We start from the raw sequence: 15,090 nt of genomic DNA, 5'->3' as shown, positions 1-15,090 counted from the left end.
TCGGAAGGCAATTTAATGGATAACGCATTAACTTCAACTAAAATAGATTGGCTATCAATCATTATGAATGGTGGTCCAGTAGGACTTGCCGTAATGCTTTTATTAGCCATTATGAGTGTTTGGGCATGGGCAGTTATAATAGGTAAAATGAAATCTTTGAGTAGCATGCACAGTTTATCTGAAAGATTTTTAACAAGTTTTTGGGAAGCCAAAAGCTTATCAGAATTAAATCTTAAAGTTAAAGATATGGATTATAGTCCTGCAAGAGAAGTATTTCGTTCTGGTTTTAATGAAATGATTCGAGTTTTACAGACGCGTGAAAAGAGAAATGCCAGCGGACCAATCTCATTCGATACAGTTAAAAGAACGCTATCAAGACAAAAAATGCTTGAAGAAGCTAACTTGTCTACTAATTTAAGTATTCTTGCAGTTTGTTCTTCGGCGGGACCATTTATTGGATTATTTGGAACTGTTGTTGGTATTATTAGAGCTTTTCATGATATAGGAGCCAGTGGAGCTTCTAGTTTGGCGTCGGTTGCGCCTGGAATTTCTGAAGCTTTAATAGCTACTGCGCTTGGGTTATTTGTAGCAATACCAGCTGTTATTTTTTATAATATACTTTTAAATAGAATAAGAAAACACTTAGTTCTATTAGATGGATTTTCTTCTGACTTCATTAATATTTTAGAAAGACATTATACAATTAAATCTGATAATGAAAGTACTTAATAAGGACTAAATGATATGTCTTTTCAAATTGATAATGATACTAGTTCATCTGAAAATAGAAGGAAAAGTCATTTTATTTCAGAAATTAACATGACTCCTTTCGTTGATGTTTGTTTAGTTTTATTAATTATTTTTATGGTAACAGCTCCATTTGCTATATCTGGTGTTAATGTACAATTGCCAAAAACATCACAATCAAAGCCATTATCCATGTCTAGCGAAAGCTTAATTTTGTCCATAAATAAAAATGGCGATTACTACATAGGTAAAGAGTTTATAAAAGATGTAAATCTTGTTACAGTATTAAAGAATTCTACAAAAGATAAAGAACATCCTTCTATTTTTATTCGTGCTGATAACGGTGTTCCTTATGGAAAAGTTATGGCAGCAATGACCGCAGCTCAAAAAGCTGGCATTGAAAGAATTGGAATGGTTGGCGAAAATAAACGTGATAAAAAATGAATGATTATAAAAATTTACATTTAGATTTAAAATCTTATCGTTTTCCTGAAGTCGATGAAAAAAACATGATCAAATTTAACAAATCGACTTATTCAGCAAAGGCTAATATATATTTTTCAAATCCTGATAAAGCACCTTTTATTGATCATTCCTTTTCTGGTCCAAGATACATAAAAATAAATGAATTACCTTTGAATAAAAGAATAAAACAACCTTTAATTGATATTAAATCAAATTCATTTAAAATACCTTTTTTATCTCAGCTTGAAATTAGTGGATATTATAAAACAGGACAATTTTATTTTTTAATTGCCCTTGTAGTTCATATTCTTTTTGTTGCATCATTCTTTATAACAGCGTATGTTTCAAAAATAACAGAAGAAAAACCTGAAATAGTTGAAGTAACATTTGGCTTAAATGAAAATGCAGCCCAAACTGTGCAAAATACTAATGACAAAAATGAAGGTGAAACTGAAGCAACAAAAACAATCAGGGAATTGCAACAATTAACAAAAAACATCGCTCCTGATACTTCCCCAAATGCTGAAGAAAAAAATGAGGCCATAGATAATCCAAATAGTGATTTAGTTTATAGAGAAAATGAGCGAAAAAAAGTTGCTGAAAAAAAAGATCCTAAAGAAAAAATGGATAAAGACAAACCTCTAGGCCCCCTACCCGACCAAGATAAACAAAAGGTAAAACTAGATGATTTTTTAAAAAGAAAAGAGCTTGATACTCGTAAAGAAAGTACAAAAAAAGCTGATGGTATTCGCGAAAAAAATTTAGCAAAACCTGAAGGTTCTAAAATTGAAAAAAATAGTATTCCTAAATCCCCTTTTGCATCACCAAGTGACATACCTGATAGTCCATTTGCAGAAGCTCCATCAGGGGTTCTAGAAGGTAAGGTAAGTAGTATTAGCTACAATAGTTATAAAGCTTACATTGGAAGACAATTAAAGCAAAACTGGAGCGTTTCTGAAGGTAGCAATTTCAATCCTGCTTTAAAAGCCAGAATTGAGTTTACAGTCAATCCATATGGCCATCTTATTGGAAAACCAAAAGTCGTAAAATCAAGTGGAAATAAAGAATTTGATCAATTGGCATTAAGTGCTGTTGAAAGTACTTTTCCGTTATCTCAGCCACCTCCCAAAGATATAAATCCACCTAAAAGCTTTGAAGCAATGTATACTCCTAAAGACGTTCGCTAGAAGGATTTACTATGACCAAAAAAATTTCTCATAAATTTTTCTATTTTATTTGTGCTTTAAGTACAATTCAAATGCCCTTAATTGCTTATTCCCAAACAGATTCTTCTTTTAATATAAAAGGAAAATCAAGTTCTTTTGAATCAATTCAAAAAGAATCTAGTAATAAAAATTCTCCTAAAAATACTAAAAGAAATTTAGAAGGAGAAGATCTTGTTTCTGAAGGTAAATTAGACAATACAATTGATGTAGGTGCGCCTAGCGTTAAAAAAATAAGAATAGCAATTCCTTATTTTCAAAGTACAGACAAGGCTGTTCCTATTTCCAAAAATGATTTAAACAATTTCACTAAACGCATGAATTCTATTCTTGGATTCACTAATTGGTTTGAATTTATTCCTTTAGAATCCTTTCCAAAAACTGCAAATATTGCTTTACAACCTTTTCAAGCAGCTCAGTGGAAATTATTAAAAGCTGAATATGTCATTATTGGTAAATTTACACCAGCATCAAGTTTAAATAAATTTAATATTGAATTTAGACTATTTGATGTTAAATCTCAAAATCAATTAGTTGGTAAATTATATACTAATTTAAATATGAAAACAGCTGATATCGCATTAAAAAGATTTGGTGATGTCCTTGTAGGAGCATTAACAGGAACTCCAGGGCCATTTATGTCACAAATTGTTTTTGTTGGAAAAAAACAATCCTCTGGATATGGACAAATTTTTATTGCTGATTTTGATGGTGGTAATCTTAAACAAATTACAAATAACGGAGCTGTAAATATTAGCCCAACTTGGGCAAAAGATGGTACAAAAATAACATATACTTCTTATAAATCTGGAAAACCAGAAATATATAATTATGACTTAATATCAAAACAAGAAAGTAAACTTGTAAGTAACATTCAAAATAGTTCCGGAGCATCGTGGTCTCCAGATGGAAACACCATTGCTTTTTCTGCAAGTACACCTGCAGGAGCCACACATATTTTCACTATGAATAAATTTGGAGGTAACAAAAAATTACTTTTAGATACAAGTCAAATTGAAGTGGAACCTGCATTTTCTCCTAATGGAAAACTATTGGCTTATACAAGTACAAAATTTGGGAAACCAATGATTTTTATAAAAGATCTTGTATCGAATGAAACAAAACGTATCACCTATGCAGGTTGGTACAATGCTTCGGCCAGCTGGACTCCTGATAGTAAGTCAATTGCATTTGCAAGTTATGATAGAGATATTGATCGTTGGGATTTATTTAAAATTGATGCTGATGGCAACAAAATAGAACGCTTAACTTTAAATCAAGGTGACAATGAAAAACCATCTTGGTCTCCAGATGGCAGATTTATTATTTTTCAATCTGATAGAACATTAAAAGGGGCAAGAAATGGTCCAAAAAAGTTGTATGTTATGAATAAAGATGGAGCATTTCAAAAAGCATTAGACATCCCATTAATTGAAGCAAAACAACCTTCTTGGGGACCATCCTTAACAGAATTTGAAGAAGAATAATTTCTTTATTATTTTCTTTTTTTTCATATTGAGAAAATGCCTTTATTTCGTTTCTTTTATTTGAGCAAATCTAAATTTTTTGTACAAGATGTTAATGCTTCATTAAATTCAATAGTAAGATCTTCAATCAATTTTGCTACTGATTTTACCTGTTTGATTTTCCACACACTTTGTCCACACCAGAGTGATAAATATTCATCTAAATTATTTTTATTTGCATATGCCCGTAATTCTTTTGTAAAAAAATTCTGTACAGGAAATTTAAATTTAGCGCCTTTTTTTATTTCTAATTCATTAATTAAAATATTTTTTTTACCTCTTGCTTTTTTCCCCGAAACTTTATCTGTTAAAACTGTTTCATGCGCGTGACAATTTAACAGGGCTTCTTTATATTTTAAAGAAATTCCACTTTCTTCTGTAAGTAAAAAGGCTGTTCCTATCTGAAAAGCTTTAGCTCCTAATATTTTTGCAGCCAACATGGACTTACCACTAACTATTCCACCAGAAGCAATAATTGGTAATTTTAAAAGCTCTGAACACTCTTCAAGTAATGATAATAATCCTATTTCATCATTCATATCATGATTTAAAAAGGAACCTCTGTGCCCACCAGCTTCTACTCCTTGCACAACGATAGCGTCTAGTTCTGCATTTTCAATAATTTTGGCTTCGATAATATTAGTTGCTGTTCCAATTAAATATATTGAATTATGATGAAGTAAATTTAGATACTTTTTATCTGGTAATCCAAAAGTAAAACTTACAAATTGAATATTATGCTTAATAATTATATCTATTTTTTTTTCTATTTCTTCATCTAGAATAACTTCTTGGTATAAACTATTTTTATAAATTCCTAATTCTTTTTCAATATTAATTATATTTAAAGGTTTTTTTAATTTAAGTAACTTTTCTCTTTCTATAATAAATAAATTTATTCCAAATGGTTTTTTTGTTAGTTTCTTCGTTTCTAATATTTGTTTTTCTAAATCATCAGCAGATAAATAACCAGCTGCTAAAAAACCAAGTGCACCATTATTTCCGACAGCTGAAACAAGTTTTGGACTAGATCCTCCTCCAGCCATTGGCGCTTGAATAATTGGAAATTTTATACCAAATTTATAATAAAATTCATCGCTAAAAATTTTTGGTTTATTTATTTTCCCCATAGGATTTATTTAAAGCCTCCATAGCAAAAGCTCTGTGACTAATTGTATTTTTATCTTCTAATGTTATACTTGCAAATGAAAGATTTTTATATGCATTTGAATAAAATTGAGAGTCATAACCATGACCAGCACCAGGAATGAGATTTTGCTCTCGATTTGAAACTTCCCCACAGCAATAACCAAAATAAATATCTACTAAATTTTCTTTAGGAAAAGTTGGGTGAAAAGAATTAAAACTTAAATTCAAATGTTTATAGTTTCCTACATTTAACAAATTCACAGAATCTAACAATTTTTTCTCAAACATTTCTAATTCAGCATTTACAAATTGCGAAGCTTGAATAAAGGAACTATTTTTAATGAAAGAAAATTTTTCTATATCATGTATTTTGATTTCAAATAAAAAACAAACAAAAAAAGCTTGCAATCTATGTTCTATTTCTCTTGATAAATTAAAATTTTTATTTATTTCATTAGCAAGTTTTTCTCTATTATTAGCATCACTGCGCGGTAAACCACCATAAGTAGCTGAATGCACCCCTGGCAGAAAACCTAATTTAGGTACACATAATCCAGAATCATCAACTATAACTGATTTAATATCACGAACAATATTATGATCTTTATTACAATAAATAAATTCTAATGCTTTATAAAGCTTAATAAATGCATTTGTACTAAATAAATCTGAATTTTCATTTGCTTCTGGCAACTTTTGTTCAGTAACTTTTGCTAACTCTGTTAATCCTATAATTGCATCTTTCGATGCAATCTTATTTTTAAATTCAGAAAGTTTTCCTGAATTTCCTGTATATATTAAAATAGTCATGATTATTATTTATCTTATTTACACAATATTTTTTTGACCAGATTTTTCCCAATCTTCTAAAAATTGTGATAAACCTTTTTCAGTTAAAGGATGTTTATATAATTGTAAAAGAACTTTATATGGAATAGTAGCAATATCTGCCCCTGCAATAATCGCGTCTGTTACGTGCCTTGGATTTCTAATACTAGCTGCTAATATTTTTGTTTCAACTTTATGAGCAGAATAAAGCTCTTTTATTTCTGATATCAAACGAATTCCTTCTTCACCAATATCATCTAATCTACCTATAAAAGGAGAAACATAAGTTGCGCCTGCTTTTGCAGCTAAAAGAGCTTGTCCAACGCTAAAGCATAACGTTACATTAGTTTTAATCCCTTTTCCTGTTAAGGCTTTACATGCTTTTAAGCCTTCCTGTGTTAAGGGTAATTTAATCACTATACTATTTGCAATTTTAGCAAGTTCTTCAGCCTCTTTTAGCATTCCCTTGGCATCAGCTGAAATGACTTCAGCTGAAACAGGGCCTGGAATAATATTAATTATTTCTAAAAGAATACTTTTAAAATCATGCCCAGATTTGGCAATTAATGTAGGGTTAGTTGTAACTCCATCACAAACCCCTAGTTCAGCAACCGCTTTAATCTCATTAATATCAGCAGAATCAATAAATATTTTCATAATATCTTCCAATTTAATTAATATGAAGTAAATACTGGATCACTTTGGCTAACACTAAATTTAGAAAGATCAGAAGTCAAAAAATTTGCACAAAAAACTTTTGGTGTATTTGTTGTAGGATTTAACTCAACACAAGATTGAGAACCAGAACCAGGTTTAAAAGAATAAACAGAAAGTTTTGTAGGATCGACAGACTGAAGTAGGTTCGGGAAAATGTTGTAATATCTACTTGCTGAAGTAAATGAGAATGGATTTGCGGTTAACCAAGAAGTTTCGCGTCCCATTGCTCCCACCATATTCGTCGATCTAGCCCAATATGGTCGACAAGTATTTCCTCCAAAATTTAGAACTCCCAAATTTAAAATACCTGAAGGCGTAGAATCAAAAAGATTATTCCCAGCAGCATTTTGTGCATTTGTTGTTCGTGAATAGATAAATGGAGAGAGAGGGCCTTTATTTTGTAAATTTGAACCTTGCTGATTAATCCATTTTGAAGTTGAAATAAATGATTGTGCTTTTGAATTATTTAAGTCAATTACTTGATAATTAACTATGGTTTTAAAATCGGATTCACCACCATTAGAACTTGTTTTAATTGCTTTTATATCTGTAATATTCGACAGTAAAATATCCAATCCACTTATACCTATAACTTCATTTCCTAAACCTCCTTTTCCACCATCAGCAGAAAGGTCATTTGCTCCATTTGAACCATTTTTTACAACCAATAATGTGTTATCACCTAAAATACTATTCTGGTTACTAACTGCAGTAGGAGTAGTAGTGTAACAGGCAGTAAATCCACTTCCATTATTCACTGTATTTGCCCAAAAGGAACTCCAAAAACCGGTTTGAAAGGCAAAAGAATTTAAGTCAGAATCACTCGCATTGTTTGGCGCTTGAATTATTTTTCCATTTGTATATGAGTTATAAGGCATAATATTTTGATTCCATGCTAAAGGAACAAAATAGGTTGAATTATTTACACCAACACCAGCTAATAGATCTTTCATATAAACTACAGCCATTGAAACCGTACGTAAGTCTGAAGTTGTAGTGCAGGGAGATCCATTACAGGTCGCTGTAGTATTACCCTTAGCTGAAAAATAAGTTAAAGGATCTGGCAGATAAGGAAATGTATTACTACCGCTACTATAACCGCCCATAGATCCAGTTGGAAAGGCTACAAATAAATCTAAATTACTTCCAACATAAGTAGGAGCAGAATACCCAAATGTATATTGTACGCCATTATTTCCATTATTAGTCAACAGGGAATCTGATTTTGGTGCTAAAGATAATCTATCATTTACTCCATAGGAAAGCATAATTAACAAATTAGCATTAGAATAATTTTGATCAATTTGTGCTAAAAATGTTCTAGCAGGAATATTTCCATTTGTACCATCATCATTGGTAAATGAATTTATTGTGCCATATATATAATGATTATTATCACTATTTCTTTGAAAGAAATTTAAATTTTTTACCGATTGTTTTCCACCAGCATTGTCTAAAGATAAATTTAAATTACTTATTGCAGTTGGATTATTCAGGTTACTATAATTATAAAATAGAATATTTGTTGTTTTGTAGGTACCATCAAATGATACTGCTACTAACTTTCCATCTTTCGATACAGCAATATCTGAAGCATGTGTAGGGATAGACAACGAATTCATTAAGGTATAAGCACCTGCAGAATTTACGGAATACAACTGTATACTTCCATCCCTATATGCATTATTAGCAACAGTGTTTAGCAACAAGAAATGCGTAGAGTCTAAAGCAACCAACTTTCCAGGAAAGGAAATATTGTCACCTATTTTTGGAGCAAGAGGTCTTTTACTACAAGCTAAAAAAGAAAATATGACTAAAACATTTATTATACAAAAAAAATTTCTAAAAGTTTTTTTATTTTTCATTTTACTCGACTTCTTCAGAAGAATCTAATTGCGTTACAGGAGTTTCATCAAATTCACTAGGAGTTGATACGGAAACTATTTTTTCTCCCTCTAAAATACGCATTAAACATACGCCTTGAGTAACTCTACCCATAATTCTTAAAGAAGAAACAGCTATTCTTAAAACTCTACCAGTATTTGTGGTTAACATAATGTCTGAATCTTCGGCAACAGGCATCATGCTAATCACTTTTCCGTTACGTTCACTTATTTTGATAGTCTTAACGCCTTTTGCGCCTCTGCTTGTCTTGCGATATTCATCTAGCTTACTCCGTTTCCCATAACCATTTTCTGTAACGACTAATAGGCATTTTTCAGGTTGAACAACTTCAGCAGCAACAACATAATCCTTTTCATCTTCGTCGAGAGTAATGCCTTTTACACCTTTTGCAGTTCTTCCCATTGAGCGCACATCATCTTCATCAAAGCGAACTGCTTGACCATTTGCGGTAGCAATTATGATTTCATTTGTTCCTGAAGTAATTTTAACTGAAACAAGAGTATCACCATCTTCTAACGTAACAGCCCTTAAACCACCTGCACGGATATTTGAAAAAGATGATAATTCAGTTTTCTTGATTGTTCCTTGTTTAGTCACCATCAAAATATGTCTATTTTCAACAAATTCTTTTACAGGTAACATTGCGGTAATTTGTTCATTGCTAGACATAGTCAATATTTGATTGATTGATTTCCCGCGAGCAGTTGCAGATGCTTCTGGTAATTCATAAACTTTGAAGCTATAAACTTTACCAAGATTTGAGAACATTAAAACATAGTCATGTGTATGTGCGTGGAATGTAAATTTAACGGCATCATTTTCTTTTAATGCAGCGCCTGTTTTTCCTTTTCCTGCTCTATTTTGTGTTCTAAATTCGTCTTGATTTACTCTTTTTATATAGCCAGAACTGGAGAAAGTAATAAATACATCTGCTGGTGGGATAAGACTAGCAATGTCAACATCTCCGGCTTCAGTTACAATTTCAGTTCTCCGTTTATCACTATGCAAACTCTTTAAATTTAAAAATTCTTCTTTAACAATAGCTCTTACTCTTTCAGGCTTACTCAAAATATCTTTCAAATCAGCTATAATTTCTAAGGTTTCTTGATGTTCGGCGATAATTTTTGAACGTTCTAAGCCCGTTAATTGAACTAAACGCATGTCTAGAATTGCAGTGACTTGTTTTTCTGAAAGTGAGTATGAAGAGATTAATTTTTCTTTTGCATCTTCTCGGCTTTCAGCACCACGTATAACAGCAACAACTCGATCAATATTATCAACTGCTATTTTTAAACCTTCTAAAATATGCAAACGATCTTCGGCTTTGCGTAAGCGATAATTTGTTCTACGCGTAATCACTTCAAGGCGATGTTCTAAAAAGCATTCTAAAGTGTCTTTAATATTTAGTAACTTAGGCACGCCTCTGACTATGCAAACCATATTCACGCCAAAGGAGTCTTGTAAACGAGTTCTTTTGTATAAGTGATTCAGGATAACTTCAGCGTTTTCACCTTTTTTAACTTCAATGACTACTCGAATTCCCTCTTTGCTACTTTCATCACGGATATCTGAAATACCTTGAATTTCCTCTTCCTTGACTAATTCAGCAATTTTCTCAATCCAAGTAAGCTTATTCACCTGATAAGGCAATTCAGTAACAATAATTTGCTCTTTACCGCCTTTTGTCGCTTCTACAACAGCTTTACCACGCACAACTATGCTGCCGCGTCCAGTTCTATATGCATCTTGAATCCCTTTTAAACCACAAATCATTCCATAAGTTGGAAAGTCAGGGCCTTTTATATAATGCATGAGCTGTTCAATTGTCGCCTTTGGTTTTTCAAGTAAATGCAATAATGCATCAAGGACTTCACCAAGATTGTGTGGTGGAATATTTGTAGCCATACCTACTGCAATACCACTTTGTCCATTAATCAATAATTGAGGTAACACAGTAGGAAGAACGAGCGGCTGAACTTCACTATTATCATAGTTAGGACCGAAATCTACAGTATCTTCCTCAATATCTGCCATTAAAGCTTCGGATATTTTTGCGAGACGAATTTCTGTATAACGCATTGCCGCAGCAGAATCGCCGTCGATAGAACCAAAGTTTCCTTGGCCATCAATTAAAGGATAGCGCATAGAAAAGTCTTGAGTTAAACGCACCAAAGCACCATAAACAGCTGAATCGCCGTGGGGATGATACTTACCCAGAACGTCACCGACTATACGAGCCGATTTTTTAAATGGTTTATTATATACGTTATTTTGTTCATACATGGCATATAAAACTCTTCTATGAACAGGTTTCATACCATCACGTACATCTGGCAAAGCGCGACTTACAATCACACTCATAGCGTAATCTAAGTAAGCATTTTTCATTTCATCATTAATATTAGCAGAAAGCACACTTGTTTTTTCTAGTGACATATTTTTTTCCAACTTTTTCAATTTAGGTATCTAGATTTCTAACATTTAAGGCATTAGCTTCAATAAATTCTTTTCTTGGGGGAACATCATCACCCATTAGCATAGAAAATATATTGTCTGCTTCCATTGCATCTTCAATGGTGACCTGCAGAAATTGTCTGGTTGAGGGCTGCATAGTTGTTTCCCACAACTGTTCAGCATTCATTTCTCCTAAACCTTTATAGCGTTGTATATATGCACCACTTCTACCTTCAGCAAGAAGAAACTCTCTTAATTCAATCCATGAAGTAACAGATTTAGTCTTTTTATCATGAGAATATTTTAGAGGTAGTTGAAAAGTTGTTTCTAATTGTTTAGAAAGTCTTTTTAATTCCTCAAATTCAGAAGAACTTATGAAGTCAAAATCAAATTTAAAATGATATGATTTACCAGATAGTTGTAAATCAATTGTTGCAAAATATCTGTTATGCTCACTATCAAAATCAATTCTTGTATGAACATGTCCATATTTTAAACAATGCAAATTAATTTCTTCAACAAATTTTTCGAACCCATTTTTATTATAAAATGTTTCAGGTGAAATAGAATTATGATTACTTAAAAAATTAATAAATACATTACTTCTTCTGCGAGAGAGAATACTTGATATTCTATTTCTTCTTTCAACACATGATAACATATTTTTCACAACTGAAATTTCAATTGTTTGATCTTTTCCATCAAGGATAAAAGCGTCTTGCATAGCTATTTCAACTAAAAATTTCTCAAGAGCGACATCATCTTTTAAGTAACGTTCAACTTTTTGCTTTTTGTATCGATACAAAGGTGGTTGAGCAATATATAAATGTCCTCTTTTAATTACTTCCTGCATTTGTCTATAAAAGAAAGTTAAAAAGAGAGTTCTAATGTGGGCTCCATCAACATCGGCATCTGTCATGATGACAATTTTATGATAACGAAGTTTAGAAATATCAACATCATTATCGTGACGACCAATGCCAGTTCCTAAAGCTTGAACTAATAAACGAATTTCTTGATTTGAAAGCATTTTATCAGTTGTAGCTTTTTCGACATTTAATATTTTACCTTTTAATGGCAATACAGCTTGAGTTCTTCTGTCTCTTCCTTGTTTTGCTGAACCACCAGCAGAATCACCTTCCACTATGAATAATTCACAGTTAGCAGGGTCTCTGTCTTGGCAATCAGCTATTTTTCCAGGTAAACCACCTAAATCTAGAGCGCTTTTTCTTCTAGTTAATTCTTTTGCTTTACGCGCAGCAATTCTAGCTCTAGCTGCATCCACTATTTTTGATACAATTTTCTTTGCTATATCAGGATTTTCATGAAAATAATCAGTTAATTTTTCATTTAAAGAGCTTTCAACCAAAGTTCTAATTCTAGAGTTGGCAAGTTTATTTTTAGTTTGCCCTTCAAACTGAGGATCTCTAAGTTTTACATGAACAACACCAGTAAGTCCTTCACGAATATCGTCGGGAGATAAACCCTCTTTCAAATTTTGTGCATTTTTATCTGCAGATGCTAATTGATTTACAACTCTTGTAAGAGCACCTCTTAATCCTGTTAAATGCGCACCGCCCTCAATAGTATTAATATTGTTTGCATAGGAATAAACATTTTCAGAGTATCCATCATTCCATTGTAACGCTATTTCCACAACAGTTTCATCTTTATCAACTAACATATAAATAGGTTTTGTATGAATTACGACTTTGCTTCTATTTAAATATTCGACAAAGCTAACTAATCCACCTTCATATTTAAATTCTTGGGACTTATCTTTTACTTCATCAACAAGTTTTATACATATACCTTTGTTTAAGAAGGACAGTTCTCTTAATCTAGAAGATAAATAATCAAAACTAAATTCAGTTGTTTCTTGAAAAATTGTGGGATCTGGTTTGAAAGTTGTACAAGTACCATGAGCATTGGTATCCCCTATCCTTCTTACTTCAAATTGAGGAATACCGCATTTATATTCTTGCTCATAAACGCCACCATTCTTTTTGACTTCAACCCTACAATAACTAGATAAAGCATTTACAACAGAAGCTCCAACACCATGTAAACCACCAGATGTTTTATAAATTTCATTATCGAATTTTCCACCTGCATGGAGAATAGTCATAACAACTTCTAATGCACTTTTACCTGAAGGATGTTTATCTACAGGAATTCCTCTTGCATTATCAGCTATGGTAACACTTCCGTCTAAATGCAAAGTAATATCAATTTGCGAACCATGTCCGGCTAAATATTCGTCGATTGAATTGTCCACAATCTCATATATTAAATGATGAAGACCAACAGATCCTGTATTTCCGATATACATGCCTGGTCTTTTTCTTACAGCTTCTAGACCTTCTAAAACTGTAATGTTTGAAGAACCATACCCATCATCATTCTTCTGACTATTATTTGGATCATAAACAATTGCTTTATTTTTATTAAACATAGCTCATTTCTTTAAAAAAAATTGAAAACTTAAAAACGTGCAGGAACCAAAAGGTAGAATACTTCCAATCCCCTTTGACTTTCGCCAGTAATTTTAACAGGTCTATTCATGTTTTCCCAAGCAAAATTGACTCTTGAGCCCGATAAAACACCTAAAATACCTATAATCAGATGACCGTTATAGTTTACTTCAAACGGAGATGCTATAGAAGAACTCATCTCAATAACTTCTTCACCTTCTTTTTGACCGGGAGTTGAACTAGCCATCGTAAGAAGAGAGTTTTCAAAATGAAATTTCATGACTTTATTTTTATCAGCAAATAATAATGATCTTTTCACACTATCTTGAATAGATTTAAGATCTAATTGAATTTCAGTATTAATTTGTTGAGGGATTGCAGCTTCATATGGTGGATATTGACCAGCAATACACTTTGCAAACATTGTATAATCATCGGCTTCGACTGAAAAAAATAATTCTTTTTCATGCCATTTTAAAATAAAATCTGTCTCTGGCATTATATTTGCTACTCTTTTTAATTCATCCAAAGCTTTTTTTGGGACTAAAACTTGGCTGCTATCTAAATTTAAGATTTGAATTCCCTCAGTTAAAGAGGCCTTAGCCAATCGAAGAGCATCACTGGCAACTGCGTGTAAACCCCCCTCAGAATTTCTTTCTGCCCAAATCAATGCTCCATTTGCATAGAAACGATTATCATCAACAGAAACAAAATCTTTAAAACTAGAAACCCAACGTTCTATAAAATTACCTTTAATTTTAACCGTTGTTCCAGCATCTGGAATGTCAATTTTACTTTGTGACTGATCATGTACTAATTGAATTTTTGCAGAACTTCTTCCGCATTTTAAATGTATTCTTGATGGTAATTCTGCTTTTAAAAATACTTTGGTAGATGGTAATTGTTTCACATAATCAGAAAACTGTTTACCTGAAACTTTAATTACACCTTGTCCTGAATACGGAGCTTCAATTTCACATTTAATTGCTAAATTATGACTTATAGAGGAAATAATAACTTTTTTTCCACCAGAAAAAGATAATTGAACCCATCCGATATCAGGGTCTATTTGCGCAGCACTTACTGACAATAACGCACTCGCCAATTTGTCCCTGTCAAACTCAGCTGATATTTCAGGGCTTATGCTTTGGACGTCGGATGAAAAAAAACGTTTGCTCTTTTTAAACATATGTCCACCTTTAAAAAAATTTACCTGTACGTGACTTGCTTAACCCATTGTCTACAGCTGTTCAAGCATGATTGATTGGGGAACTCTTCTTATACACTTAATTAAAAAATTAAAAACAAAATATTAGAAGTAGTAGTAGGTGAGTGTGTTTTATGTGGATAACTTGAGTTGCAAGAAGTTTTTTCCTTATTAATTCATGAACTAAAGTGTTATTTTTTGCATGAAATTCGTGTGGATAACGTGTGGAAAACCTGTGGATAGAATGTGGAGAACTCAATTTTAGTGTGGATAAGTTGATGCTAAAAAATTAATCAATAATACTTGTCCACATGTTGTCCACACGTTGTCCACATGTTATCCACATACCCAAAAGTGGTCGTAGAAATTCCCGTTAGTGATGTTATATAATATTT

General features: G+C 32.1%; 11 protein-coding genes. 4 read left to right on the top strand and 7 right to left on the bottom strand.

What is annotated here, in order from left to right; genetic code table 11:
* The first annotated feature begins 15 nt into the window (after positions 1-15).
* The 4 genes from GOY08_RS09985 to GOY08_RS09970 are packed head-to-tail and all read left to right on the top strand — an operon-like array spanning position 16 to position 3,922.
* Positions 16-729: a MotA/TolQ/ExbB proton channel family protein gene (locus GOY08_RS09985; protein ID WP_158998765.1), complete on the top strand. Its 714-nt coding sequence runs from the start codon at positions 16-18 to the stop codon at positions 727-729.
* A gap of 15 nt (positions 730-744) precedes the next feature.
* Positions 745-1,191: an ExbD/TolR family protein gene (locus GOY08_RS09980; RefSeq protein WP_158998764.1), complete on the top strand. Its 447-nt coding sequence runs from the start codon at positions 745-747 to the stop codon at positions 1,189-1,191.
* A complete protein-coding gene (locus tag GOY08_RS09975) occupies positions 1,188-2,399 on the top strand; it encodes a cell envelope integrity protein TolA (protein ID WP_158998763.1) in 1,212 nt (403 codons plus the stop codon). Before GOY08_RS09980 ends, GOY08_RS09975 begins: the two co-directional genes overlap by 4 nt.
* An 11-nt stretch (positions 2,400-2,410) precedes the next feature.
* Positions 2,411-3,922, top strand: coding sequence for a DPP IV N-terminal domain-containing protein (locus GOY08_RS09970; RefSeq protein ID WP_158998762.1), 1,512 nt, complete (start codon positions 2,411-2,413; stop codon positions 3,920-3,922).
* A 56-nt stretch (positions 3,923-3,978) separates the two neighbouring features.
* On the opposite strand, the gene GOY08_RS09965 is transcribed toward GOY08_RS09970, so the two are convergent.
* From GOY08_RS09965 to GOY08_RS09935, 7 genes are read right to left on the bottom strand one after another with little or no spacing between them, the layout of a single operon-like run.
* The gene (locus tag GOY08_RS09965) at positions 3,979-5,091 is read right to left on the bottom strand and encodes an NAD(P)H-dependent flavin oxidoreductase (RefSeq protein ID WP_158998761.1); all 1,113 of its coding nucleotides are present in this window, start codon (positions 5,089-5,091) and stop codon (positions 3,979-3,981) included.
* Positions 5,075-5,920, bottom strand: a complete 846-nt coding sequence (locus GOY08_RS09960) for a non-canonical purine NTP pyrophosphatase (RefSeq protein ID WP_158998760.1) — start codon at positions 5,918-5,920, stop codon at positions 5,075-5,077. The genes GOY08_RS09965 and GOY08_RS09960 overlap by 17 nt, the downstream gene beginning before the upstream one ends.
* Positions 5,921-5,938: 18 nt before the next feature.
* The gene (gene fsa, locus GOY08_RS09955) at positions 5,939-6,595 is read right to left on the bottom strand and encodes a fructose-6-phosphate aldolase (RefSeq protein WP_158998759.1); all 657 of its coding nucleotides are present in this window, start codon (positions 6,593-6,595) and stop codon (positions 5,939-5,941) included.
* Between the two features lie 17 nt (positions 6,596-6,612).
* Positions 6,613-8,520: a hypothetical protein gene (locus GOY08_RS09950; RefSeq protein WP_158998758.1), complete on the bottom strand. Its 1,908-nt coding sequence runs from the start codon at positions 8,518-8,520 to the stop codon at positions 6,613-6,615.
* A 1-nt stretch (position 8,521) separates the two neighbouring features.
* Positions 8,522-10,996, bottom strand: coding sequence for a DNA gyrase subunit A (gyrA, locus tag GOY08_RS09945; protein WP_158998757.1), 2,475 nt, complete (start codon positions 10,994-10,996; stop codon positions 8,522-8,524).
* A 22-nt stretch (positions 10,997-11,018) separates the two neighbouring features.
* The gene (gene gyrB / locus GOY08_RS09940) at positions 11,019-13,469 is read right to left on the bottom strand and encodes a DNA topoisomerase (ATP-hydrolyzing) subunit B (RefSeq protein WP_158998756.1); all 2,451 of its coding nucleotides are present in this window, start codon (positions 13,467-13,469) and stop codon (positions 11,019-11,021) included.
* Between the two features lie 29 nt (positions 13,470-13,498).
* Positions 13,499-14,677 (bottom strand): DNA polymerase III subunit beta, encoded by a 1,179-nt coding sequence (locus tag GOY08_RS09935; protein ID WP_158998755.1) that lies wholly within the window; start codon positions 14,675-14,677, stop codon positions 13,499-13,501.
* Positions 14,678-15,090 lie beyond the last annotated feature (413 nt).

It is taken from the genome of Pigmentibacter ruber, from assembly GCF_009792895.1.
Classification (GTDB): domain Bacteria; phylum Bdellovibrionota_B; class Oligoflexia; order Silvanigrellales; family Silvanigrellaceae; genus Silvanigrella; species Silvanigrella rubra.
The sequence above is the reverse complement of the archived record's forward strand: the minus strand, read 5'-3'. Positions and strand labels throughout refer to the sequence as shown.